We start from the raw sequence: 20,150 nt of genomic DNA, 5'->3' as shown, positions 1-20,150 counted from the left end.
ACGGGGAGGGTCTCGACGGGGGAGGGTCTAGATGACGGCGCGGCGGTAGAGACGGACGGCCAAGGGGGCGAAGATGGCCAGCAGCCCGACGATCCAGGCCACGGCGAGCCAGACCTGTCCGGTGACGGTCTGGCCCGCCGGCAGTGCGCCGACGCCCAGCATCAGCCCCCGGATGGCATTGGCGACGACCGTGACCGGCTGGTGGTCGGCGAACGCCTGCAGCCAGGTGGGGAAGGTGTCGGTCGGGACGAAGACCGAGCTGGCGAACACGAAGGGGAAGACGGGGATGAAGATCGCCGACTGCACCGCCTCGGGGTTCTTGATCTTCAGCCCCAGGCTGGCCATCAACCACGACAGGGAGAACGCGAAGCCCAGGGCCAGGGCCACGCCACCGAGGAAACCCGCGAACGACGCCTGCCAGCGGAAGCCGATCAGCACGGCGACCACGAGCATGAGCGTGATCACGAAGGCGTTGCGGAGCAGGTCGGCCAGCGTGCGTCCGGCCAGCACGGCCGACCTGGCCATCGGCAGGGACCGGAACCGGTCGATCACCCCGCTGGACAGGTCCTCGGTCAGCCCGGTGGCGGTCTGGCCCGCCCCGAAGGTCACGATCTGGACCAACAGGCCGGGCATCAGCCAGTTGATGTACTCGCCGTTGGCGACCGGTGGCAGGGTCTCGCCCAGCGCGCCGCCGAAGACGAAGTTGAACAGCAGCAGGAACATCACCGGCTGGATCGTGGCGAAGACGAGCAGCTGGGGCAGGCGCAGGATCCGCACGATTCCACGCCGGGTGATGACCATGGCGTCGGTGAACGCCTCGGACAGGCCGATGTGCGAGCCGGGCTCGCTGGTCGCGGGGGCGGTCGTGGTGGTCATCGGCGGGCCTTTCGTCCTGGCGCCTGCCCGTCGGACGGGGCCGGGGCGTCGTCGCTGGGGGTGTCGTCGGTGACGGCGAGGAAGACGTCGTCGAGGGTGGGCTTGTGGGTCTCGATGTCGACCGGCACGAGCTCGGCCCGGTCCAGCGCGCGGCCGACGGCCAGCAGGCTCTCGGCACCCTCCCGGGCGGGGATCCGCAGCAGGTTGCGCTGCTCGTCGAAGGTGGTCTCGCCCTCGCCGACACCGGCCAGGGCGGTCTCGTACTCGTCGCGGTGGGCGGGGTCGATCTCGACCTCGATGATGGTGCCGCCCATGGTGGCCTTGAGCTCGTCGGCGGTGCCCTCGGTGATGATCCGACCGTGGTCGATCACCCCGATCCGGTCGGCGAGCACGTCGGCCTCCTCGAGGTACTGGGTGGTGAGCAGCACGGTCGTCCCACCGCGGACCAGGTCCTGGACGAGGTCCCAGATGCCGACCCGGCTGCGAGGGTCGATCCCGGTGGTGGGCTCGTCGAGGAACATCACCTCGGGTCGGCCGATCAGCGAGGCGGCGAGGTCGAGGCGCCGGCGCATGCCCCCGGAGTAGGTGCCGACCCGCCGGTCGGCCGCGTCGACCAGGCCGATGCGTTCCAGGATGTCGTCGGTGCGCTGGCGTGACTCCCGGGCGGACAGCCGGTACAGCCGGCCGATCATCTGGACGTTCTCACGCCCGGTCTGGTACTCGTCGACGGCCGCGAACTGGCCGGCCAGGCCCAGGCGGGTGCGGGCGAGTCCGGGATCCTCCACGACGTCGATGCCAGCGACGGTGGCACGGCCGGCATCCGGTTTGAGCAGCGTGGCCAGGACCCGGATGAGGGTGGTCTTGCCCGCGCCGTTGGGGCCGAGCAGGCCGTAGATGGAGCCGCGCTGGACGGCGAGGTCGACCCGGTCGACCGCGGTCAGGTCGCCGAAGCGCACGACGATCCCCTCGGCGGTGAGGATGGGATCGGTGACGACGTGGTCGGGCATGGTGGGATCCTGTGGTGGGGCGTGGCGTGGGGCGGGAGCGGGCCGGATGGATGTCGGGGGGTCACGGGTCGTGGGCCAGCAGCAGGTCGCTGTCGACCGCCCGGTCGAGCCGGGCGAAGACGGCGGCGACGTGGTCGGACGGCCGGCCGCCGCCACCCTCGGCGGACCATCGGCCCAGGGCACTGCGGATGCTGGTCCCGACGATCCCGACGAGCAACCGGATCTCGGGGTCGTCGGGGTCACGGCCCTCGCGGCGTGCCACGGCCAGGGCGATCCGGTCCTCGAACCGGCGCAGTCCGGCTCGGAAGTGCATCTGCAGCGCCGGCTCTCGATGGAGGAGGTCGTGGCGTCGGACCATCTGCTCGTGTGCCACGAGGTGGCGGTCGAAGTGTGCGACCAGGACGGTCGCGAGGTCGGCGAGCAGCCGGCCGGCCTGGCCCTCGGCCTCGAACGGTGCCAGGAGGTCGTCGTCGGGTGGCCTCGGGCCCGGGCCGACCAGCGCCTCCTCCTTGCTGGTGAAGTAGTTGAAGAACGTGCGTGGTGAGACCTCCACGGCCGCACAGATCTGCTCCACCGTGACGTCGTCGAGCCCATGCTGGGCGACCAGCCGCAGGCCGGCGTCGGTGAGGGCGGCGCGGGTGGCCCGCTTCTTGCGTTCGCGCAGCCCTCCGTCCGCCGGGCCGGTGTCGGCGGCGTGGGGTCGTCGGGCGAGGTCGTCGTTCGTCGGGGTGGTGTCCATGGCGAGCGATTGTTGCAGTCACTGCAACAATGCGCAAACTGAAATGTTTCCTGCCCGTTGGGACGGCGCCGGCAGCCAGTGGCCATTGGGGCAGGGGTCGGCGTCGCTGGTAGCATCCCCCACCGTGTGGGCACCACCGCGAGCACGCACTCCAGCCGGCTGGACCTCGCCGGCTTTCGTGCGGCCACGGGGTCCGCAGAGGGCCCCACGAACGAGCAGTGACCCGACCACCCAGACCGACCGCTCCGGACCGACCACCGGCCCCGGACGACGACCGCGACGAGGAGGCCGAGATGACCGGCTTCTACAGCCAGTGGGGGACCTTCGCCCTCCTCGTGCTGTTCGGGATCGGGCTGTACGCGCTGGTGATGCTTGCCAATCGCATCTTCCGCGTGAACCTGCCCCACCCCGAGAAGCTCACCACCTACGAGTGTGGCGTCGACGCGGTCGGGACCGGCTGGACGCAGATGAACATCCGCTACTACGTGTTCGCGTTCCTGTTCGTGATCTTCGACGTCGAGGCGATCTTCCTGTTCCCGTGGGCACAGATCCTGGGCAACCTCGACGCCTCCAGCCCGATCAGCCCGACGTTCGTGCTGGTGGAGATGTTCATCTTCATCGGGGTCCTGGCCCTGGGCCTCATCTACGCCTGGAGGAAGAAGGTGCTCGAATGGGAGTGATGGAATCCGTCGAACTCCCCAAGCCGTTGAAGTTCGTCTTCAACTGGGGGCGCAAGTACTCCCTGTGGGCGTTCAACTTCGGCCTGGCCTGTTGTGCCATCGAGTTCATCGCGGCCTCGGCGGCTCGACACGACTTCATCCGCCTGGGCGTGATCCCGTTCGCTCACGGGCCGCGCCAGGCCGACCTGCTCATGGTCTCGGGCACCCTGACCGACAAGATGGCACCCGCGATCAAGCGGCTCTACGACGAGATGCCCGAGCCCAAGTACGTCGTCTCGTTCGGTTCCTGCGCCAACTGCGGTGGGCCGTACTGGGACAGCTACTCGGTGACCAAGGGCGTCGACCAGATCATCCCGGTCGACGTGTACGTCCCGGGCTGCCCGCCCCGCCCCGAGGCCCTGCTCGAGGGGATCGTGGCGCTCCAGGACCGCATCCAGAACGAGTCGTTGCCCCAGCGGATGGAGGACCGTCGCCCCATCATCCTGGGCACCGACGGCCAGCTGCACGCGCTGCCCGCCGCAGAGGCCGCGGCCAAGGCCGCCGAGGCCGACGCCGAGGTCCGGCGCCAGGTCGAAGGCGTGCGTCCATGAGCTATCCGGTCCTTGCCCGCCGGGACAGTGCCCTCGACGACGCCGAGACCGTGGCGCTGCTCCGGGATCGCCTCGGTGACGTCGTGGTCGCCGACTCGGCCGAGTTCGGCGAGTTGACGGTCGAGGTCTCGCCGGCCGGCTGGCACGCCGCTGCCGCCGCGTGCCGCGACGAGGACCTGCTGTCCTTCGACCTGTTCGACTGCCTGTTCGGCGTCGACGCGGCCGAGGCGGGCTTCGACGTCGTGGCGGTGCTGTACTCGACGTCCCGTGGTCGGCGGATCATGCTGCGGACCCGGTGCGAGGGTGGTCGCGAGGCCCCGGTGCTGGACACCATCACCGACCTGTACCCGGGCGCGAACTGGATGGAGCGCGAGACCTTCGACATGTTCGGGATCGACTTCGACGGGCACCCGGGCCTCCTGCCGCGGATCCTGTGCGTCGAGAACTTCGAGGGCTGGCCCCTGCGCAAGGAGTTCCCGCTGGCGTCGCGGGTGGCCAAGCCGTGGCCGGGCGTCAAGGAGCCCGCCGAGACCGACGAGGACGGCAACGTCATCGTCCGCGAGCCGGCCATCGGCGAGGCGGCTGGCCCGTCGGGTCTCGACGAGATCATCGCCCGACAGGCCCGCGAGGCGAACCCCACGCCCGAGGCCGACCAGGACGACGCCGACGGCCAGGCTGCTGACGAGCCGCAGCGCGAGGAGGTCGAGCTCGACCAGGAGACCTACGACCGGCTGATCGCCGACGGCAAGTCCGAGCGGATCGCGCGTTCCAAGGCCAAGGCCGCGTTCATCAAGAAGCAGCGCGCCGCCGAGGCGGCGGGCGAGGACGCCGACCCCTCCGAGGACCCCGCCACGGACGTGGCGGCCACGGACGTCGACGACGCGCCCGCCCCGGCCGCCCCCGAGGCAGACGCCGGCGACGGCACCGAGGGTCGGACCGCCGGGCAGGCCGCGCCGCCCCCGGGCTCCGGTGACGGCGACCCGTTGGACGGCGACGGCGTGCGGGACCAGGACGACGACGGCGACGCCGGGGAGGACGCGGCCACGTCGTCCAGTGCGGCCGCCGAGTCGACGCGCAGCGACCAGGTGGCGGCACGCGAGGCTCGCGCCGCGGAGCAGGCCGACGAGGCAGCCCGGGTCGACGACGACGTCGAGCCGATCCCCGCCGGCACCCCGCCACCCGACCCCGACGCGTCGGCGGACGAGACCGGCGACGAGTCGGACGACGAGGCCGTCGACGAGGACCGTGAGGTCGTCGACGAGGAGGAGGAGCGGGACGAGGAGGAGGAGCAGGAGGAGCCCGGCGAGGAGCAGGAGCCCGACGAGGGTCCGTACGGGCCCGGGTCGGCGCATCCCCGCGAGGACGGGTCCGGTCCGGACGGCCACCCGGTCAAGGCGACGACCGACGGCAACGTCTTCGTGACCCAGGACTCCCACCAGTGGCGGTCCACCCGCGCCGACGCCTGGTTCGTCGACGAGGACGCGGCCCGTGCCGCCGGCTTCGAGCACTGGGACCCCTACCTGCGCACGGACCTCGACCCGCCCGCGTCGACCGCCGCCGCCGAGGACGCCGACGAGCTGGCCCTCGACGACGGCCCGCCACCGGTGGGCGGCTCGCTCGACGTGCCCGACCCCCGTGAGACCACCACCGTCGACGTCGATGCCGCCGACGGGCCCGACGTGCCCGGCTACGGCGCGCTGGACGCCCACGAGCGCACCCCAGGCGGGGTCCCGGCCGACCAGCCCGGCCCAGACGAGCCCAGCCCAGACGAGCCCGAGGACGACGAGCCCGCGGACGACGAGCCCGAGGACGACGAGCCCGCGGACGACGAGCCCGCGGACGACGAGCCCGCGGACGACGAGGAGCAGGACGCATGAGCGACCTCGACACCTCCGAGAAGATCCTGCCGGGGACCGCCCCGGCCGAGGACGTGATCTTCCAGCTCGAGGGTGACGCCGACTTCGACACCGGCGAGATGAGCCTGTCGATCGGCCCGGCCCACCCCGCGACCCACGGCGTGCTGCGCGTGGTGCTGGACATGGACGGCGAGCGCATCCGCGAGGCGCGCCCGGTGATCGGCTACATGCACCGCGGGTTCGAGAAGCTGGCCGAGTACCGCGACTACCGCCAAATCATGGCGCTGACCAACCGCCACGACTGGCTGTCGGGGTTCTGCAACGAGCTCGGCGTCGCGCTGGCGGTCGAGAAGATGATGGAGATGGAGGTCCCGGACCGGGCCCAGTGGATCCGCATGCTGCTGGCCGAGTGGAACCGGGTCCTCAACCACCTGATGTTCATCGGCTCCTACGCCCTCGAGCTGGGCGCCATCACGCCGATGTTCTACGCCTTCCGCGAGCGCGAGGACATCCAGTTCCTGCTGGAGTCGGCCACCGGTGGGCGCCTGCACTTCACCTACAACCAGCCCGGCGGGGTCAAGATCGACCTCCCCAAGGGCTTCCTGCGCGAGTCGGCCCGCCTGGTCGACGAGACGCGGTCCCGGCTGTCGGACTACGTCGACCTGGTGCTGGGCAACGAGATCTTCCAGGCCCGCACCAAGGGCATCGGTGCGCTGCCGCCCGAGGTCGCGCTGGCCTACGGCGTCACGGGCCCGACCCTGCAGGCGACCGGCGTGCCCGAGGACTCCCGCGTCACCGAGCCCTACCTCAAGTACGGCGAGATCGACGTGCGGGTCCCGACCGGAGACAACGGCGACAGCTTCGACCGCTTCGCGGTGCTGCTGGGCCGGGTCGAGGCCAGCCTCGAGGTCATCGACCAGATCCACGACCACATCGGTCCGGGACCGGTCAACACCAAGCTGCCCAAGATGGTCAAGGCACCCGAGGGCTTCACCTACGTGCGCACCGAGAACCCGCTGGGGCAGTTGGGCTACTACCTGCACTCCGACGGCTCCAAGAACCCGTGGCGCTTCAAGATGCGCACACCGTCGTTCTCCAACGTCCAGGTCCTGCCCTACCTCCTGGAGGGCCAGTTGATGCCCGACGCCGTGGCCATCCTGGGCTCGGTGTTCTTCGTGGTGGGAGACGTCGACCGATGATGCCACTGCTCGACGTCTCGGTGGCCGAGGGCCTGGTGGCCCAGTCGGCCTCCATCCTGACGCTGGACAACTTCTGGCTGTCGGCCCTGCTCAAGATCCTGCTGTGCACGGTCATGCTGATGGTGGTGTCGCTGGTCGGCGGCTACCTCGAGCACAAGGCGATGGGCCACCTCCAGAACCGCACCGGGCCGATGGAGGCCGGTCCGCACGGCAGCCTCCAGCTGGTCGCCGACGGGATCAAGTTCGTCCAGAAGGAGGACATCGTCCCGCGGGCGGCCGACAAGCTGGTGTTCGCGGTCGCGCCGGGCGTGGCGCTCGTGCCCGCGCTGCTGGGCTTCCTGGTGATCCCGATCGGGCCCGGCGTGTGGGCCGAGGACCTCGAGATCGGCCTGTTCTACGCCCTGGCCATCGGGTCGATCGGCGTGCTGGGCATCCTGATGGGTGGCTGGGCGTCAGCCAACAAGTTCTCGCTGATCGGCGGCATCCGTGCCGCCGCCCAGCTGATCGCCTACGAGCTGCCCCTGATCCTGGCCGCCGCGGCCGTCGCCGTGCAGGCCGGGTCGCTGTCGCTGGTCGACATCGTCGAGTCGCAGGCCACCATGAGCATCTTCGGCACCCCGGTGTCGATGTGGTTCGTCTTCCCGCAGCTGCTGGGCTTCGGGATCTTCGTCATGGCGGCCCTGGCCGAGCTGTCACGTCCGCCGTTCGACATGCCGATCGCCGACTCCGAGCTGGTCTTCGGCTACATGACGGAGTACACGGGCATCAAGTTCGCCATGTTCCTGCTGACCGAGTACGGCGGCATGATCTTCATGTCCGGCCTCATCACGGTCCTGTACCTCGGCGGCTGGCAGGCGCTGCCCGGCGTGCCGCTGCCCGGCTGCGAAGCCGCGGCCGGCATCTCCGACTGTGGGGTGTGGGGCACGCTGCTGGGCGTGGGGATCACGCTCGGCAAGATCATGGCGCTGGTCTTCTTCATGGTGTGGCTGCGGGTCGCCTACCCGCGGCTGCGCGAGGACCAGCTGCAGAAGATCTCGTGGCTCGTGCTGATCCCGCTGTCCCTGGTCAACATCGCAATCGTCGCCATCGGGAAGGTGGCACTGTGAGCATCACCACGCCCACCCGGGCACCGTTCGGCGTCGGGCTCCTCAAGGGGCTCGGGGTCACCCTCAAGCACCTGTTCCGCAAGCCGGTGACCCAGCAGTACCCGCACGAGCGGCCCGACCTGCCACCGCGAACCCGTGGCGTGATCGCGCTGTTCGACGAGAACTGCACGGTCTGCATGCTGTGTGCCCGCGAGTGCCCGGACTGGTGCATCTACATCGACTCGCACAAGGAGACGCTGCCTCCCGCGAAGGAGGGCGGCCGCGAGCGCACCCGCAACTCGCTGGACCGCTTCGCCATCGACTTCGCCCTGTGCATGTACTGCGGCATCTGCGTCGAGGTGTGCCCGTTCGATGCGCTGTTCTGGAGCCCCGAGTTCGAGTACTCCGAGTACTCGATCGACGGCCTGCTCCACGAGAAGGAGAAGCTGCGCGAGTGGGCGGACACCGTGCCGCCGCCACCGCTGCTCGACGACGGTGCCGACGCGCCCGTCGAGGTCGCCGACGCCATCAGCGCCAAGGAGCGCGAGCTCGACGCCGCCCGCGAGGCGGCGGACGAGGCGGAGGTCGCCGACGACGCCGACACGGAGGCAGACGCCCCGAAGGCGAAGACGGCCGCGGCCCCCGGCAAGGGCGGCGGCATGGGCGACGTGCACGTCGAGGGTGCGGGCGAGCAGCTCGACCAGGACGTCTACGACCAGATGATCGCCGACGGCAAGTCCGAGCGGATGGCGCGGGCCAAGGCCAAGGCGGCCTGGGTGCGGGCCCAGAAGAAGGCCAAGATGGAGGCCGAGGCGGACGCCGACGGCGCTGGGGGTGACGGGGGCGACGCCGACACCCCGGCCGCCGACGCCGATGCCGCCGCGCCCAGCGCCCCGAGGATGGCGGACGTGCACGTCGAGGGTGCCGGCGAGCAGCTCGACCAGGACGTCTACGACCAGATGATCGCCGATGGCAAGTCCGAGCGGATGGCGCGGGCCAGGGCCAAGGCGGCCTGGGTCCGGGCCCAGAAGAAGAAGCAGATGGACGCCGACGCTGGCGCCGCGGACGAGGAAGACGACGCATGACCAGCCTCGACATCGTCTTCATCCTGGTGGCCGTGGTCACCGGGGGCGCGGCCGTGATGACCGTCACGTCCCGCAACCTGGTCCATGCCGCGCTGTTCCTGGGCGTGACGCTGGCCGGGATCGGCGCGACCTTCCTGCTCCTGGCCGCCGACTTCGTCGCCATGGTGCAGGTCGTGGTCTACCTCGGTGCCATCACCGTCCTGTTCCTGTTCGGACTGATGCTGACCCGGGCGCCGATCGGGCGCGAGACGTTGGACTCGCGCAACCGGCCGATGGCCATGGTCGTCTCGGCCGCCCTGTTCGGCATCCTGGTGGTGCTGATCGTGCGCGCGTTCGGCTCGAACCAGTTCCCGGCGACCGAGCCGATCAGCTCGTCCGTGGCCGACCTCGGCATGGCGATCTTCTCGACCTGGGTGTTCCCCTTCGAGGTCGTGTCGATGATGTTGCTGGCCGCCCTGGTGGGTGCCGTGCTGCTGGCGCGACGCCAGTCGGGCGACTCCGGCACCGAGACCCGGGTGACGCCGATCCGGGAGGCGCTCGACGACTCGACCGAGGAACTCGACCGCGCGCCGGCCGAGCTGGGCTCCGGGGGTGAGCGATGACCCTCATCGGTCCGCTCGTGCTGGCGGCGTTCCTGTTCTGTGTCGGGCTCTACGGCGTCATGGCCCGACGCAACGCGGTGCTGGTGCTGATCAGCGTCGAGCTGATGCTCAACGCCGTCAACATCAACCTCGTCGCGTTCCAGAACCTGGTCTGGACCGGGGACGCCGACGCGACCGGCCAGGTCTTCGCCCTGTTCGTCATCGTCGTCGCCGCCGCCGAGGTCGGCGTGGGGCTGGCGATCGTCTTCAACATGTTCCGCAACCGCGCATCGATCAACATCGACGATGCCGACCTGATGCGCTGGTAGGCGGGACGGGAGAGACACGTGGAAGCCGGATTGCAAGCACTCGACTACGCCTGGCTGGTCGTGCTGTTGCCGTTCGTGGCGGCAGTGGTCATCGCCGCCTTCGGGCGCCTGATGCCGCTGAAGGGCTCCGAGGTCGGCATCGCCGCGATGGCGATCGCCTGGGTCACCTCGCTCGTGATCGGGTTCCAGACCTTCGCCAACGGACCGGTCGACGCACTCGAGCAGACCTTCTGGACCGCCCCGGTCGGTGGCCTGACGATCGAGTTCGGCCAGTACGTCGACGGCCTGACGGCGATGATGCTGGTGCTGGTCACGACGGTGTCGCTGCTGGTGCAGCTGTACTCGCGTGAGTACATGCATGGCGAGGACCGGTTCACCTACTTCTTCGCGATGCTGTCGTTGTTCACCTTCTCGATGCTGGTCCTGGTGATCGCCCCGAACACGCTGCAGGCGATCGTCGGCTGGGAGCTGGTCGGGGTCTGCTCGTACCTGCTGATCGGCTACTACTGGCGCGAGAAGTCCAACGTCGACGCGGCCAACAAGGCCTTCCTGGTCACCAAGTTCGCCGACATCGGCCTGCTCGTCGGCGTGATCGTGCTGTCGGTGGGCGTGTCGGCCCACACCGACAACGTGTTCTCGATCTCCGAGACGATCGAGCTGGCGATGGCGGGCGAGCTGTCGTCACTGACCGTCATCATGGGCTGCCTGTTCATCTTCCTGGGCGCGGTCGGCAAGTCCGGCCAGATGCCCCTGCACGTGTGGCTGCCCGACGCCATGGCCGGCCCGACCCCGGTGTCGGCCCTGATCCACGCCGCGACGATGGTCACCGCCGGCGTGTTCTTCGTGGCCCGGCTGTACCCGGTGTTCATCCAGGAACTGGTCGTGATGAACGTCATCGCGATCGTGGGCGTCATCACGCTGTTCTTCGCCGGGTTCCTCGCCATCGTCCAGGACGACATCAAGAAGGTGCTGGCCTACTCGACCGTGTCGCAGCTGGGCTACATGATGGCTGCGCTGGGCGTCGGGGGATACACCGCCGGGATCTTCCACCTGTTCACGCACGGCTTCTTCAAAGCCCTCCTGTTCCTGGGCTCCGGCTCGCTGATCCACGCCATCCACTCCAACAACATGAGCGACATGGGTGGCATGCGCAGGTACATGCCGTGGACGTTCGTGACGTTCCTGATCGGCTCGCTGGCCCTGGCCGGCTTCCCGCTGACGGCCGGGTTCTTCTCCAAGGACGAGATCCTGGTGTCGGCGCAGATCTGGGCCGACAACGGGCTGGCGATGGGCACCTGGGTGTTCTGGCTGGGCCTGGCGGGTGCGCTGGTCACGACCTTCTACATGGCACGCTCGATCTTCCTGATCTTCTTCGGCGAGCACAGAGGAGTTCCCGCCCGCCCCAGCGCCCGCACGGTCGCCGACATCGAGGCCGAGGAGGCGTCCGGCGTGCTGGACCCCCAGGCCGAGGGCGAGGACCTGGCCCAGGCCGCCCACGACCCCGACACCAGCCCCACGACCGGGCTGGGGGGCCACCACGCACCGCACGAGTCCGGCTGGCAGATCCTCACCGCACTGGTGGTGCTGGCGGTGCTGAGCTTCCCGGTCGGCCTGGCCGGCGGGTTCCTCTGGGACGAGGTCGGCGGCTCCACCGAGCGCAACTTCGAGACATGGACCGCCACCCACGCCATCGAGGAGGCGACCTATCCGTTCCTGCCGGGTGCCGACGAGCACTCCGAGGAGGGCGGCGAGGGTGAGCACGCCGAGGAGGAGGGTGCCGACGAGGGCGAGGCCGCCGGCCTGCCGGGTGGCCCCGACGACGTCGCGCTGGCCGCGGGGCCGGCCACGACCGTCCTGGCTGCGGAGTCCGCCGAGGGCGAGATCTCCAACCACGTCCTGCACGGTGCGCCGGAGTTCCACCTCGACGTCTTCGTCCTGGCGCTGATCGCCTTCCTGGCGGCGGTGGCCGGGGCCTGGGCGATCTATGGCCGCGGCCACCGCGAGCGTGACCCCGTGCTGCACATGGGTGGGCTCACCACCGTGCTGGTCAACAAGTACTACCTCGACGACATCGGCTACCGCGGCGTCGTCGTCCCGATCCGCGACCACCTCGCACCGGCCACGTCGTGGTCGTCCAACGTGGTGCTCGACGGGATCGTCAAGGGCGTCGGCGGTGGCGTGAAGCGCCTCGCCAACGTCACCTACCACACGGTCGACCAGAAGATCATCGACGGTGGGGTCAACGGCGCCGCCTTCTCGGCCGCCTGGTGGTCCAACAAGCTCAAGCACCTGCAGTCCGGGGACGTGCAGCGCTACGCCGGTGCCATGCTGGCCGGCGTGATCGTCCTGGTAGTGGTCTTCGCGGCAGCCCGATGAGTGGCCTGGCGCACCTTTCCGACTTTGGCAACAGGAGCACGCAATGTTGAACGACCAGGGCTGGCTGCTGAGCCTGGCGCTGTTCTTCCCGCTGATCGGCGCGGCCGCCATCGTCGCGATGCCGTCGGGGGCCGAACAGGCCATCAAGCGTGCCGGGGTGCTGTTCAGCGGCATCACGCTGGCGCTGACCGTCGCGGTGATGGTCGGGTTCGACTACGCCGCCGCCGGGGAGTTGCAGTTCGAGACGACCGTCACGTGGATCGAGGCCATCGGGGCGCGCTACCACCTCGGCATCGACGGGATCTCGCTCCCGTTGTTCGCCCTGACGTCGCTGCTGACCTTCCTGTGCGCGATCTACACGACCAAGATCATCCCCAAGCCGGGCAAGCCCAAGGCCTTCCTGGCCCTGATGATGCTGCTGCAGGTGGGGATGGCGGGCACGTTCCTGGCCTTCGACCTGGTGCTGTTCTTCGTCTTCTGGGAGGTCGTGCTGGTCCCGATGTACTTCATGATCGGGATGTGGGGTGGTCCTCGTCGTGAGTACGCCAGCGTGAAGTTCTTCCTCTACACGCTGTTCGGCTCGGTGTTCATGCTGGTGGCGTTCCTGTCGATCTACTTCGTCGCCACCGACGCCGGCATCGCCAACCCGTGGGACATCGTCGAGCTGTCCGAGGCCGCCGGGATCGGCAGCTACACCTTCCAGACGCTGGCGTTCCTCGGGATCTTCCTGGGCTTCGCCATCAAGGTGCCGGTCTGGCCGTTCCACACCTGGCTGCCCGACGCCCACACCGAGGCCCCCACGGTCGGCTCGGTGCTGCTGGCCGGCGTGCTGCTGAAGATGGGGACCTACGGGTTCATCCGGATCGCCCTGCCGATCCTGCCCGAGGGCGCCCTGCGCTTCGCCCCGCTGATCGGCGTGCTCGGGGTGATCGGCATCATCTATGGCTCGCTGGCCTGCCTGGCCCAGACCGACGTCAAGCGCCTGATCGCGTTCTCGTCGGTCGGGCACATGGGCTTCGTGATGCTGGGCATCTCGGCGATGAACACCACCGGGATCCAGGCTGCCCTGTACGGCAACATCGCCCACGCCGTCGTGACCGGGATGCTGTTCTTCCTCGCCGGCTCGCTGCACGAGCGCTACCACACCCGAGAGATCAGCGAGATCGGTGGCGGGATGCTGGTCAAGATGCCGCGGTACGGGGCTCTGCTGGTCTTCGTGTCGATGGCCTCGCTCGGCCTGCCGGGCCTGGCCGGGTTCTGGGGAGAGTTCACCGCCCTGTGGGCCGCGCGCTCGCCGGCGCCCGCCCTGGCGGCCAACTACTCCGGGCTGTACCTGGGCCTGGTGATCTTCGGTGCGATCGGCACGGTGCTGACCGCCGGGTACTTCCTGTGGCTGATCCAGCGGGTCGGGCTCGGCACGCCGTCCGAACGCTGGGCCGACGAGCCGTTGTCCGACGTCATGACCGTCGAATGGGTGTCGTGGCTGCCGCTGCTGGCGCTGATCCTGATCATGGGGATCTTCCCGGTGATCATCTTCGGCGTCCAGGACCCGGCCGTCACCAACCTGGTGTCCTTCTTCGGCGGCTGACCAGCCCCGGGCGAGCCAGCTCGCCCGCCATGACCACGACGAACACGAAGGGCCGAGCGCAATGGCAATCGACTTCGGCGCGATCGCACCGGAACTGGTGCTGACCGCCACGGCGATCCTGGTGCTGATGGTTGACCTCGTCCTGACCGACCAGGCCAAGCAGCTGGCCAACCCGCTGTCGGCGATCGGCGCGCTCGTCGCGTTGGGCTTCACCCTGCCCCTGTGGGGTGACGAGCGCTCGACCTTCGGGGGCTCGTTCGTGGTCAACGACTACGCCGTGGTCTTCAAGGTCGTCTTCCTGGTGTCCCTGCTGGCGATCCTGGGCATCTCGTGGCGCTACTTCGCGGAGAGCCGCTTCTTCCAGGGCGAGTACTACTTCCTGCTGCTGGTCAGCTTCCTGGGCATGCTGATCATGCCGTCGGCGCGTGACCTGCTGCTGCTGTTCATCGCGCTCGAGACGGTCTCGCTGCCCGGGTTCGTGATGGCCGGTCTGCGCAAGCGCGACCTGTACTCCTCCGAGGCCGCGATCAAGTTCTTCCTGATCGGCGTGCTGTCGGTCGCGCTGATGCTGTTCGGCATCTCGATGATGTACGGCTTCACCGGGACGACCTCGCTGTCGGGGATCGCCCAGGCGCTGGGCCAGTGGGGCGCGTCGCCCCCGCCACTGCTGCTGGCCAGCCTGTTGCTGATCATCGTGGGGTTCGGGTTCAAGATCTCCGCGGTGCCGTTCCACTTCTGGGCACCCGACACGTATGCGGGCTCGCCGATCCCGGTGGCCGCCATGCTCGCCGTGGCCTCCAAGACGGCCGGGTTCGCCGGCCTGATCGCCGTGACCTTCATCGCCTTCGAGCCGTTCGCGGGGGTGTGGGCACCGGCCCTGGGTGTGTTGGCGATCCTCACCATGACCCTGGGCAACCTCGTCGCCATGCAGCAGCGCGACATGGTGCGACTGCTGGCCTGGTCGTCGGTCGCCCAGGCGGGCTACATGCTGATCCCGTTCGGCCTGGCCGTCACGGGCAACGCCGAGGTCAACGAGGCGGCCGTCCAGGCGACGATCTTCTACATCGCGGCCTACGCCATCCCCAACATCGGGGCCTTCGGCGTGGTCGTCGCGATCAACCGCAGGACCGGCTACCGCTCGATCGAGGACTTCGCCGGGCTGGGCGGTCGCCACCCCTTCATGGCGGTGGCGATGACGACCTTCCTGCTGTCGCTGGGCGGTGCGCCACCGACCGTCGGCCTGTGGGCGAAGTTCGCGATCGTCCAGGCCGGGGCCGAGTCCGGGACCGTGCTGGCCTACGTCCTGCTGTTCTTCCTGATCGTCAACTCGGTCATCGCGTTCTACTACTACCTGAAGGTCGTGTGGGTCATGTGGATGCGCGAGGGGCGGGAGGGCATGGCGCCGGTCACGCCGGGCGTCAACCTCAGCCTGGTCACCGCGGCCCTGGTGTTCGGCACCGTGCTGCTGTTCGTGCTCCCGGGCCTGATCGCCGACACGACCGTCTCGACGGACCTGGTCGCCGGGTTGTAGAGAGGGCCGCCGTGCAGGAGTCGGGCCGCAGGTGGCGGACGTTGCTGCCGGCATCGGTGGTCGTCCTGGTCGGCCTGCTGTTCGTCGTCGACGCCCGCCAGCCGCCCAACCGGGCCGAGGCCGAGGTGCTCGAGGCCGACGTCCGGCTGGAGCTTGGCAGGGCGTGCACCCCGGTGGGACGTGGCGGACAGACGCTGCTGGTCTCGCCGGGGGCAGTCGTCGTCGATGAGGCCCGTGAGGTGACGGTGGACCTGCCCGTGCTGGCCAACGATCTCCCGGACGGCGTCCTGGTCGGTGTCGGGATCGCCACGGCCGGGGTGGACTCCGGGTCGGTCGGCGTGCCGTTCGACCCCCGGACGATGTCCCTGCAGCTCGGCGAGACCGTGGTGACCGGTCCGGGCCGCTGGCCGATCGTGGTGGCCTACCGCCCCCGGGAGGTCGGCGAGCTGACCCTGCTGGGCTCGATGACGATGCGTGCGGCGGCCGGCTACCGACCGCCGGCGTTCACCCTCGCACTGTCCGAGGACTGCGCGGGGGACTGACCGCCGGGTGGTGTGGGGACGGTGTGGCGACGCCGGCGACGTCTTCGCACGACCAGGACCAGCCCGACCGCGACCAGCACGACGACGGCCACCAGCCCGCCCAGTCGCTGCCGTCCCCGGTCGTCTGCCGCCTGCAGGAGCGTGTCGAGCTGTCCGGTGGCTGCGGCGACCTGGCGCAGGTCCCCGGCGGCGAACGCCGCGACGGCGTCCTCCAGCAGGCGGTCCGGGACCGACCCGACCAGGCCGACCCGGACCAGCCGGTCGGTGCGAGCCGCCTCGAGGTCCGATCGCGCGCGGACCACGTCGCGCAGGGCCGCGTCCAGTCCCGTGAGGCGCTCCGCGACCGTGACGAGGTCGTCCTCGGCCGGGTCGACGGCCAGCTCGGGCACGGGCAGTTCGGCGGCCTCGGCATCGGACGCCAGCCGCTCGAGGTCGTCGAGCACGGCGTCGACCTCCTCGAGCCGGTCCGCCGTCCGGGCGAGCGTCCCGACCTCCCAGGTCTCGCGCAGGTCCGGCACGCCGACGCCCAGCTCGGCCGCGCGGGTCGTCGTCGTCGCGAGGTCGTCGCGCAGCCGCACGGCACGGGCGATGTCGGCCTCGGCGCGGTCGAACGACCACGCCTGCAGCGCACGACGGACCTGCAGCGGAGGCGCCCACGGCCCGTCCTCCAGCGGGGCGTAGGCCGCCAGCACCTCGTCACGGCGGGCCAGCAGCGGACCGGCTTCCGGCACGACGTGCTCGACCAGGAGTGGCCCTGCCGTCGTGGAGCCGCCGACCCGCTCGGCCAGGGTGAGGAACTCGCGCCAGTCGGCCGCTTCCGGCACCTCGACCTCGCCGGGACCCGACCAGCTCGACTCCTCCGACAGGGTCATCCGGACGATCTCGCGGAACGCGTCCGGGCCCACCTCGTCGGCGACGGTCGCCACGACGTGGTGGGCACCGTCGTAGAGGTCGCCGACCGTGGCCTGCCACGCTGACGGGTCGGCCAGCCGGGTGCGCTGGGCCTCGATGACCACCGCGTCCCAGGTCGACAGGACCTGCTCGGGCGGATCGGGCGTCGGCGGGTCGTCGATGCCGAGCTCGTCGGCGAGCGCGACGGTCGCCAGGTCGCTGAGGCCCTCGGCCAGCCAGGTGTCCGCGAACTCGTCGGGGCCGAACCAGTTGTGGGCCAGCTCGTGGGTCCACACGGCGTGGTCGTAGTGCTCGCCGACGCTGATCGTGTTCGTGCTGGCGTCGTTGGCGCCACCCCATCCCTCGACGAACGGGGTGGCGGTCTCGCGGATGGTCAGGTCCTGTTCGTCCCACGACGTGCCGGTCCAGTCGGCCAGCGCCGGCAGGGCACGGCCGGCGAACGCGGCGACCTGCTCGCCCCACTCGGGGTCGGTCGGCCACGACTGGACCGTGACGGTCGTGTCCGCGACCGTGACCACCTGCTCGTCGTGGGCGGCGGTGTCCGACGAGCCCAGCAGCACGGCGCTGAAGGTGGTGGCGTCGACGTCGGCCTGCCACACGTCGCCGTCCCCGTCGGTCGACGTGGGTGGCTCACCGCCCAGGGTCGCCTCCATGACCTCGGGCACCCGGACGGCCAGCGCGGCATGGTCGCGGCCCCATGCCCAGATCGGCACGGCGACGAAGGCCGGGTCGACGCGTGGGCCGTCGCCGGCGGCGCTGCGGGGTGGCGCCGAGTCGAACCGCGCCTCCACGACCCAGGCCTGGCGCTCACCGTGGTCGAGCCGGTCCGGGAAGTCCCACGAGACCGTCGGCGTCCCGTCGTCCAGCCGTGCGACGTCGGCGTCCACGACCGTGTCGCCACTGCGCACCGTGATCTCGCCGGGGACGGCCGGCAGGGCCAGGCCCCACGACGACCAGTAGGTCCGGGTGGTCTCGGTGTCGGGCGTGGCATTGGCCAGGGTCAGCTCGACCGTCACCTCGACGGCACGGTCGTCCGGCCGGACGACCCACGTCGTGACGCCCTCCTCGACGATGCCCGCGTCCTGGGCACCGGCGGGTGACGCGGCCAGGACGGCGACCACCAGGGCTGCGCCGACGGTGGCGAGGATGCAGGCCGTCCGACGGACGTCGTTGCGGGCCGACCGAGGCATCGTCCGGTCCCGGGGGCGCGTCACGCCCGGTGGCCGGGCCCGGGCACCACCACCAGCACGGTCGTGTCCGTCGTCGCCCGGGGGCGGGAGTCGTGCGGACCGGTCGGCCCGGGTGGCACCAGCACCACCCCGCCGGGTCCGAGGCGTTCCCGGCCCCACCCGAGGCCGCCCTCCAGGACCATCACGACGCGGGGCCGGCGGTCGTCGTCGGGTTCCGGCAGTGGCTGGTCGGTGGCCAGGTCGAGCCGGTCCACGACGTAGTGGGCGGTGTCGAGCAGGCGGGGCCGTCCGGTCTCGGGGACCACGGGGGTGGTGTTGACCTCCCAGGCCGCGGCGATCGCGTCCCAGCCGGCGTCGAGGTGCAGCTCGCGCTCGGGGCGGTCCAGCTCGGCGACCCAGTCGTAGAGCCGCCACGTGGTGTCGGAGGGGGTCTGGACCTCGGCGACGACCACGCCCGCGCCCAGGGCGTGGACCAGCCCGGCGGGCACGTGGAACACCTCGCCGGCGTGGGCCGGCACCCGCCGCAGCAGGTCGACCAGCGCCGGGGTCCCGAGGGCGTCGCGGACCTGGTCGTGGGTGACGTCGTCGGCCAGGCCCAGGAACAGCTCGGCGCCCGGATCCGCCTCCAGCACGACCCACGACTCGGTCTTGAGCCGGGCCGACGGGTGGTCGTCGAGGACCGCGGCCGGCGGGTGCACCTGGACCGACAGGTGCTCGCGTGCGTCGAGCAGCTTGACCAGCAGGGGGAAGCGCCCATCGTGGTCCGGCACGTCGCCCAGCAGCGACTCGCGGTCCTCGGCGACCAGGTCGGAGAGCCGACGGCTGGCCCAGGGGCCGGACCGGACTCGGCTGGCCGGGTCCGGCTGGACGGTGTCGGCCGGGTCGAGGTCGGCGACGACCCAGGCCTCGCCGTAGGTGCGGCCGTCGGCAGGCAGGTCCACGCCGAGCCCGGCGAGCCGTCGGCCGCCCCACGGCTTGGCGACCAGCACGGGATCCAGCAGCAGCGGGGTCACGAGCGCTCCGGGGTCGTGGAGGAGTCCCCGTCGCCCGTCGCCGCGTCGTGCGCCAGGGCGATCGCGCCCAGGACGCCGGCGCGTCCACCCAGTCCCGGCCGGACCACGTAGTCGGTCGCCCCGTCGGTGATGGCCGGGTGGGGGATCGCGCCCGCCAGCAGGTCGACCGTGGCGGCCCGGACCGCGTCGAGGAGTCCGTCCATCGCCGGCACGCCGCCACCCAGCACCACTCGTCGTGGCGTCAGCAGCAACGTGCAGGCGACGACCAACTGGGCCAGGTAGTGGGCCGTCATGGTCCGGGCCAGCACCAGGTCGCGACCGACCAGCTCGTGGCCGGGAAGGCCGAACCTGCCCCGCAGCGCCGTTCCCGAGGCGAGGCCCTCGACGCAGTCGGCGTGGAACGGGCACGAGCCGCGGAAGTGGTCGTGGGAGTGGCGCCGCACGAGCAGGTGACCCATCTCGGTGTGGACCAGGCCACGGATCGGGGAGCCGTCCAGCAGGGCGCCACCGCCGATGCCCGTGCCGACCGTCAGGTAGACGGCCGAGTCACAGTCACGCAGCGCCCCCCAGCGCGCCTCGGCCACTCCCGCGCCGTTGACGTCGGTGTCGATCGCGACCGGGACACCCCAGCGGTCTCGGAGGTGGGCCGGCATGTCGACCCCCTGCCAGCCCGGCTTCGGCGTGGTGGTCAGTCGCCCATGGGAGGGCGAGTCGACGTCGAGGTCCAGTGGTCCGAACGAGGCCAGGCCGATGCCCGCGAACTCCACGCCGTCGTCGATGCAGCCCGCGATCCAGTCGTCGACCGCCGCGAGGGTGTCGTGCGGGGTCGTGGTGGGGATCGTGGCCATGCCACCGAGGTCGTCCGGGCCGGTCCCACGGCCGCACACGAACGTGGTCCCCCCGGCCTCGATCCCCAGCAGCATCGTGTCGCGCTCCGTGTCCGTCCACCCGGTCGCAGCCTACGAACCGAC

The 20,150-nt window shown here is 70.6% G+C and carries 18 protein-coding genes; 12 read left to right on the top strand and 6 right to left on the bottom strand.

What is annotated here, in order from left to right; genetic code table 11:
* Nucleotides 1-27: 27 nt before the first annotated feature.
* The 3 genes from KR546_RS00860 to KR546_RS00850 all read right to left on the bottom strand — a co-directional run bounded on the left by KR546_RS00860 (nucleotide 28) and on the right by KR546_RS00850 (nucleotide 2,622).
* Nucleotides 28-876, bottom strand: coding sequence for an ABC transporter permease (locus KR546_RS00860; RefSeq protein ID WP_238442801.1), 849 nt, complete (start codon nucleotides 874-876; stop codon nucleotides 28-30).
* Complete coding sequence (locus KR546_RS00855; protein WP_238442800.1) at nucleotides 873-1,883, bottom strand: ATP-binding cassette domain-containing protein; 1,011 nt, start codon at nucleotides 1,881-1,883, stop codon at nucleotides 873-875. Before KR546_RS00855 ends, KR546_RS00860 begins: the two co-directional genes overlap by 4 nt.
* A gap of 61 nt (nucleotides 1,884-1,944) precedes the next feature.
* Entirely contained in the window at nucleotides 1,945-2,622 is a 678-nt protein-coding gene (locus tag KR546_RS00850; protein WP_238442799.1) for a TetR/AcrR family transcriptional regulator, read from the bottom strand.
* Nucleotides 2,623-2,840: 218 nt separating this feature from the next.
* Here KR546_RS00850 and KR546_RS00845 point away from each other — a divergent pair, with 218 nt between their 5' ends.
* From KR546_RS00845 to KR546_RS00790, 12 genes are all read left to right on the top strand, one after another.
* Nucleotides 2,841-3,302, top strand: coding sequence for an NADH-quinone oxidoreductase subunit A (locus tag KR546_RS00845; protein WP_238442798.1), 462 nt, complete (start codon nucleotides 2,841-2,843; stop codon nucleotides 3,300-3,302).
* The gene (locus KR546_RS00840) at nucleotides 3,293-3,892 is read left to right on the top strand and encodes an NADH-quinone oxidoreductase subunit B (protein WP_420804226.1); all 600 of its coding nucleotides are present in this window, start codon (nucleotides 3,293-3,295) and stop codon (nucleotides 3,890-3,892) included. Before KR546_RS00845 ends, KR546_RS00840 begins: the two co-directional genes overlap by 10 nt.
* Complete coding sequence (locus KR546_RS00835; RefSeq protein WP_238442797.1) at nucleotides 3,889-5,769, top strand: NADH-quinone oxidoreductase subunit C; 1,881 nt, start codon at nucleotides 3,889-3,891, stop codon at nucleotides 5,767-5,769. Before KR546_RS00840 ends, KR546_RS00835 begins: the two co-directional genes overlap by 4 nt.
* Nucleotides 5,766-6,947: an NADH-quinone oxidoreductase subunit D gene (locus KR546_RS00830; protein ID WP_238442796.1), complete on the top strand. Its 1,182-nt coding sequence runs from the start codon at nucleotides 5,766-5,768 to the stop codon at nucleotides 6,945-6,947. Before KR546_RS00835 ends, KR546_RS00830 begins: the two co-directional genes overlap by 4 nt.
* Entirely contained in the window at nucleotides 6,944-8,053 is a 1,110-nt protein-coding gene (gene nuoH, locus KR546_RS00825; RefSeq protein WP_274387390.1) for an NADH-quinone oxidoreductase subunit NuoH, read from the top strand. Before KR546_RS00830 ends, nuoH begins: the two co-directional genes overlap by 4 nt.
* Nucleotides 8,050-9,117 carry a NuoI/complex I 23 kDa subunit family protein gene (locus KR546_RS18890; protein WP_338019057.1) on the top strand — a complete coding sequence of 356 codons (1,068 nt, stop codon included), beginning with the start codon at nucleotides 8,050-8,052 and terminating at the stop codon, nucleotides 9,115-9,117. Before nuoH ends, KR546_RS18890 begins: the two co-directional genes overlap by 4 nt.
* The gene (locus KR546_RS00815; RefSeq protein WP_238442795.1) at nucleotides 9,114-9,719 is read left to right on the top strand and encodes an NADH-quinone oxidoreductase subunit J family protein; all 606 of its coding nucleotides are present in this window, start codon (nucleotides 9,114-9,116) and stop codon (nucleotides 9,717-9,719) included. Before KR546_RS18890 ends, KR546_RS00815 begins: the two co-directional genes overlap by 4 nt.
* Nucleotides 9,716-10,027, top strand: a complete 312-nt coding sequence (gene nuoK / locus KR546_RS00810; protein ID WP_238442794.1) for an NADH-quinone oxidoreductase subunit NuoK — start codon at nucleotides 9,716-9,718, stop codon at nucleotides 10,025-10,027. The genes KR546_RS00815 and nuoK overlap by 4 nt, the downstream gene beginning before the upstream one ends.
* An 18-nt stretch (nucleotides 10,028-10,045) precedes the next feature.
* A complete protein-coding gene (gene nuoL, locus KR546_RS00805; RefSeq protein WP_238442793.1) occupies nucleotides 10,046-12,403 on the top strand; it encodes an NADH-quinone oxidoreductase subunit L in 2,358 nt (785 codons plus the stop codon).
* 43 nt (nucleotides 12,404-12,446) lie between these two features.
* Complete coding sequence (locus tag KR546_RS00800) at nucleotides 12,447-13,991, top strand: complex I subunit 4 family protein (protein WP_238442792.1); 1,545 nt, start codon at nucleotides 12,447-12,449, stop codon at nucleotides 13,989-13,991.
* A 61-nt stretch (nucleotides 13,992-14,052) separates the two neighbouring features.
* Nucleotides 14,053-15,522, top strand: a complete 1,470-nt coding sequence (locus KR546_RS00795) for an NADH-quinone oxidoreductase subunit N (RefSeq protein ID WP_238442791.1) — start codon at nucleotides 14,053-14,055, stop codon at nucleotides 15,520-15,522.
* Nucleotides 15,523-15,563: 41 nt separating this feature from the next.
* Nucleotides 15,564-16,064, top strand: coding sequence for a hypothetical protein (locus KR546_RS00790; protein ID WP_238442790.1), 501 nt, complete (start codon nucleotides 15,564-15,566; stop codon nucleotides 16,062-16,064).
* Here KR546_RS00790 and KR546_RS00785 read toward each other — a convergent pair.
* The 3 genes from KR546_RS00785 to KR546_RS00775 are packed head-to-tail and all read right to left on the bottom strand — an operon-like array spanning nucleotide 16,010 to nucleotide 20,102.
* Nucleotides 16,010-18,166: a hypothetical protein gene (locus tag KR546_RS00785; RefSeq protein WP_238442789.1), complete on the bottom strand. Its 2,157-nt coding sequence runs from the start codon at nucleotides 18,164-18,166 to the stop codon at nucleotides 16,010-16,012. The two genes, KR546_RS00790 and KR546_RS00785, sit on opposite strands and share 55 nt — an antisense overlap.
* Nucleotides 18,167-18,186: 20 nt before the next feature.
* Entirely contained in the window at nucleotides 18,187-19,179 is a 993-nt protein-coding gene (locus KR546_RS00780) for a type I phosphomannose isomerase catalytic subunit (RefSeq protein WP_238442788.1), read from the bottom strand.
* The gene (locus KR546_RS00775; RefSeq protein ID WP_238442787.1) at nucleotides 19,176-20,102 is read right to left on the bottom strand and encodes an ROK family protein; all 927 of its coding nucleotides are present in this window, start codon (nucleotides 20,100-20,102) and stop codon (nucleotides 19,176-19,178) included. The genes KR546_RS00780 and KR546_RS00775 overlap by 4 nt, the downstream gene beginning before the upstream one ends.
* Between the last annotated feature and the right edge of the window lie 48 nt (nucleotides 20,103-20,150).

Origin of the sequence: Salsipaludibacter albus (genome assembly GCF_019798055.1) — a bacterium.
Classification (GTDB): domain Bacteria; phylum Actinomycetota; class Nitriliruptoria; order Nitriliruptorales; family Nitriliruptoraceae; genus Salsipaludibacter; species Salsipaludibacter albus.
The sequence above is the reverse complement of the archived record's forward strand: the minus strand, read 5'-3'. Positions and strand labels throughout refer to the sequence as shown.

Bases quoted from the DNA above. Each gene is read 5' to 3' on its own strand.
- KR546_RS00835 (WP_238442797.1), top strand. From the start codon at position 3,889: ATGAGCTATCCGGTCCTTGCCCGCCGGGACAGTGCCCTCGACGACGCC.
- KR546_RS00860 (WP_238442801.1), bottom strand. From the start codon at position 876: ATGACCACCACGACCGCCCCCGCGACCAGCGAGCCCGGCTCGCACATC.
- KR546_RS00840 (WP_420804226.1), top strand. From the start codon at position 3,293: ATGGGAGTGATGGAATCCGTCGAACTCCCCAAGCCGTTGAAGTTCGTC.
- nuoH (WP_274387390.1), top strand. From the start codon at position 6,944: ATGATGCCACTGCTCGACGTCTCGGTGGCCGAGGGCCTGGTGGCCCAG.
- KR546_RS00785 (WP_238442789.1), bottom strand. From the start codon at position 18,166: ATGCCTCGGTCGGCCCGCAACGACGTCCGTCGGACGGCCTGCATCCTC.
- KR546_RS00850 (WP_238442799.1), bottom strand. From the start codon at position 2,622: ATGGACACCACCCCGACGAACGACGACCTCGCCCGACGACCCCACGCC.
- KR546_RS00855 (WP_238442800.1), bottom strand. From the start codon at position 1,883: ATGCCCGACCACGTCGTCACCGATCCCATCCTCACCGCCGAGGGGATC.
- KR546_RS00795 (WP_238442791.1), top strand. From the start codon at position 14,053: ATGGCAATCGACTTCGGCGCGATCGCACCGGAACTGGTGCTGACCGCC.
- nuoK (WP_238442794.1), top strand. From the start codon at position 9,716: ATGACCCTCATCGGTCCGCTCGTGCTGGCGGCGTTCCTGTTCTGTGTC.
- KR546_RS00800 (WP_238442792.1), top strand. From the start codon at position 12,447: ATGTTGAACGACCAGGGCTGGCTGCTGAGCCTGGCGCTGTTCTTCCCG.
- KR546_RS00775 (WP_238442787.1), bottom strand. From the start codon at position 20,102: ATGCTGCTGGGGATCGAGGCCGGGGGGACCACGTTCGTGTGCGGCCGT.
- KR546_RS00830 (WP_238442796.1), top strand. From the start codon at position 5,766: ATGAGCGACCTCGACACCTCCGAGAAGATCCTGCCGGGGACCGCCCCG.
- KR546_RS00815 (WP_238442795.1), top strand. From the start codon at position 9,114: ATGACCAGCCTCGACATCGTCTTCATCCTGGTGGCCGTGGTCACCGGG.